The organism is Candidatus Polarisedimenticolaceae bacterium (genome assembly GCA_036376135.1).
Lineage (GTDB): Bacteria > Acidobacteriota > Polarisedimenticolia > Polarisedimenticolales > DASRJG01 > DASVAW01.
The window spans coordinates 1-3264 of the sequence record DASVAW010000130.1 but is presented as its reverse complement, the minus strand read 5'-3'; the positions used below and the strand labels follow the sequence as shown (position 1 = coordinate 3264).

The 3264-nt window shown below is 73.0% G+C and carries 2 protein-coding genes; one reads left to right on the top strand and one right to left on the bottom strand.

Annotation, left to right across the window (positions count from 1 at the left end):
* Positions 1-30: 30 nt before the first annotated feature.
* Positions 31-2790: a hypothetical protein gene (locus VF139_13475; GenBank protein ID HEX6852403.1), complete on the top strand. Its 2760-nt coding sequence runs from the start codon at positions 31-33 to the stop codon at positions 2788-2790.
* A gap of 8 nt (positions 2791-2798) precedes the next feature.
* Here the strand turns inward: VF139_13475 and VF139_13470 are convergent.
* On the bottom strand, positions 2799-3264 hold a 466-nt coding region (locus VF139_13470), incomplete at its 5' end, for a hypothetical protein (protein ID HEX6852402.1).

The window sequence follows — 3264 nt, the reverse complement described above, 5'->3', positions numbered from 1 at the left end:
GAACTGCGTCGCATCGCCCGGGACACTCGCATGCCGGAGCGACTGCGCGCCGCCTACGCGGCGCTGGGAGACGACGCGCCGCGGGTCCGCGCGGTGCTCGCGATCCCGTCGATCGCCGATCGTCTGGCGCGGGAGTACGCCGTCGTCGCAGCGACCGATCAGGCGTCGAGTGTCGTCGACGGCGGCGCGTCCGGCCCGCTGCCGCAGCCGGCGACCGGGGGCGGCGTCGACGACACTTGGGGGAACGGTTCGCTATCCATCCCCGATCCCCGCACCGGGCACACGGCCGTCTGGACCGGAACGGAGATGCTCGTATGGGGAGGATTCTCCGCTCGCGGACCCATGGCGGACGGTCAACGCTACGACCCCCTGATCGACACGTGGACCCCGATGACGACGATCGGCGCTCCCGCTGCGCGCCTGGAACACTCCGCCGTCTGGACCGGCTCACGGATGATCGTCTGGGGCGGGTCCGGTGCGAGTGCCGTGCTCGGCACCGGTGCGGCATATGACCCCGTCGGAGACACGTGGAGCCCGATCGCGTCCTCCGGGGCCCCCGGACCGAGAAACCGCCACACCGCCGTCTGGACCGGCACCGTCATGGTGGTCTGGGGCGGATTCGACGCGAACGGTGTTGCCGTCGCGACCGGCGCCCGCTACAACCCGGCCACCGACAGTTGGGCGGCGACGCGGACGGCGGGCGCTCCCGGTGCGCGAGGGGGCCACTCCGCCGTCTGGAGCGGATCGCGGATGATCGTGTGGGGCGGCGAGTCCCTCTTCCTCGGGTTGGTCGCGGGAGGCGGCCGTTACGATCCCGCGGGGGACAGTTGGAGCGCGCTCGCGACGACGGGCGCACCCGCGCCGCGCGTCGACCACACGGCGGTGTGGACCGGGACGCGCATGATCGTCTGGGGCGGATTCACCGAGAGCGGCGACGCCGACGACGGTGCGAGCTACGACGCGACGGGGAACGCTTGGACGGCGCTGAACAGCGTCGGCGCCCCCGCCGGTCGCGGGAGGCACGTCGCGGTCTGGACGGGAACCTCGATGCTCATCTGGGGCGGCACCGGGGGAGGGAGCTATTTCAACGGCGGCGGGCGATACGACCCGGCGGCGAACGCGTGGAGCGCGATCAGCACGAGTGGGGCTCCACAGGGCAGAGATCGCGCCGCTGCAGTGTGGACCGGCACGCACATGATCGTGTGGGGCGGCGGAGGGGAAAACTCCGTGCCGCGACAGGACACCGGCGGCCGCTACGATCCGCTCGCGGACGCGTGGCTCCCGACGGAGAGCGGTGATACTCCCGCTCCGCGCACCGACCACGTCACCGTCTGGACCGGCGCGTTCATGCTCGTCTGGGGGGGGCGCGGCGCCACCGGCGAGTTCCTCTACGAGGGCACGCGCTACGACCCGCTCGTGGATGCCTGGTCCCCGATGGGCTCCACGGGAGCTCCGCCACAGTATTCCTCGGCGGTCGCCTGGGCCGGCGGCCGACTCGTCGTCTGGGGGGGCGGGCCGGGTCCGACGAATGCGGGAGCGCGGTACGACCCGGTCGGCGACACCTGGCAGCCGACGGCGATGCTCGGCGCCCCGCCGCCGATCTTCCCCAGCATCACCGCCTCGACCGGAACCCACGTGCTCGTCTGGGGGCGCGACGTCGCCGGATCGCCGGGCGGTGGCCGGTACGATCCCGTCGCCGACGCGTGGTATCCCGCGAGCCTCCCGCCGAGGCTCGATCTCGCGTACCGTTCGGCGACCTGGACGGGCTGCGACGTGCTCGTCTTCGGCGGCGAACAAGACTCGGTGACCTTCGCGAGCGACGGCATCCGTTACGATCCGCGTCACGATCGCTGGTCGGCGATGAGCCCGATCGGAGAACCTCCGGCCCGGAGCCGCCTCACGAGCGCCTGGACGGGAACGACGTGGCTCCTCTGGGGCGGCGTGTCGGACTTTTCGGCGCCGGCGCATCCCACCGACGGGGCCCGCTACGAACCGTTCTCCGACACATGGACGCCGATGTCGAGCGTCGGCGCCCCCGAGGGGAGGTACGACGCGACGGCGGTCTGGACCGGCGGCCGGATGGTCGTCTGGGGGGGAATGGTCGCGGCGAACGGAGGGGACTTCTCGGGTGATGGACGTCGCTACGACCCGGACGCCAACGTCTGGGAAACGGTGGCGGCTCCCGGGGCGCCGTCCGGGCGGTCGATGCACGGCTCCGCCTGGACCGGCGACTCGATGGTCGTCTGGGGGGGCGGCGCCGGGCTGAACGAGCCGCTGCGCTCGGGAGGGCACTACTTCGTCGTGGCCGATTCGGACGCCGACGGCCTTCCCGACGCGACCGACCGGTGTCCGTTCGCCGCCGCCGCCTCGCAGGCCGACCTCGACGGCGACCTCGTCGGCGATGCGTGCGATTCGGACCTCGACGGGGACTGCCGTGCGAATGGACCGGATTGCGCGCCGGACGACGCCGGCTCCTTCGACCCCCCGACCGAGATCACCGGGCTCGTCGCGGCGGACGACGCCACGACGTGGACTTGGCTTCCCATCGACGTCGGCTCGGGGACGCTCTTCGACCTGGCTCGAGGAGTGCTCGCGGAGTTGAGGGCCGGAAGCCACGCGGGCGAGACGTGCGCGGTCGCCGGGAGTCCTTCCACGTCGGCCTCGGATCCGGCCGTGCCGCCGGCAGGGACGGGGTTCTGGTATCTGGTCCGTGCCCGGAACGCTTGCGGATCGGGATCGTGGGGGGCAGGCAGCAACGGGACCCCGCGCTCCGTCGCGGCGTGCCCCTGAGCGTCGGGCTAGGGTGCCGAGCGGGCGACCGCGAAACCGGTGCCGCTCCCGACGCGGACGATCAGCGGCCGACGGCCGTCCGCCCCGACCCACGCGGCGGTGTCGATCTTTGCGGCCACGTCGTCCGGAACGCCGACGGACGAGCCTGGGAGCGTGCGTACCGCCAGCGTCGCCCGCCCCGCCGCGTCCGCGAACTCGAGGGAGTCGCCGTCGTCGGAGAGCCTCACGTACGGTTCGGTGGCGAGCAGCCCCTCGAGGTCTCCCACCGGGATCTCGAGCGCGCCGTCCTCGCCGAGCGGATAGGCCTGGAACGGCCACGGGAACCGGAGTCGTTCGTGCTCCGCGGCCGAGCATGCGATCGCGGGCTCGGTCCCCTCGACGAACGCCTCGGGGACGATCGACGTGCACCCCGCCGCCTCCGCGGCGCGCAGTCCCGTCAGCCGGTCGACGGCGACGGTCGCGATCGAGGGGGGC

What these genes read in the sequence shown, in the direction of transcription:
- VF139_13475 (HEX6852403.1), top strand. Translation starts at nt 31, where the DNA reads ATGCCGGAGCGACTGCGCGCCGCCTACGCGGCGCTGGGAGACGACGCG.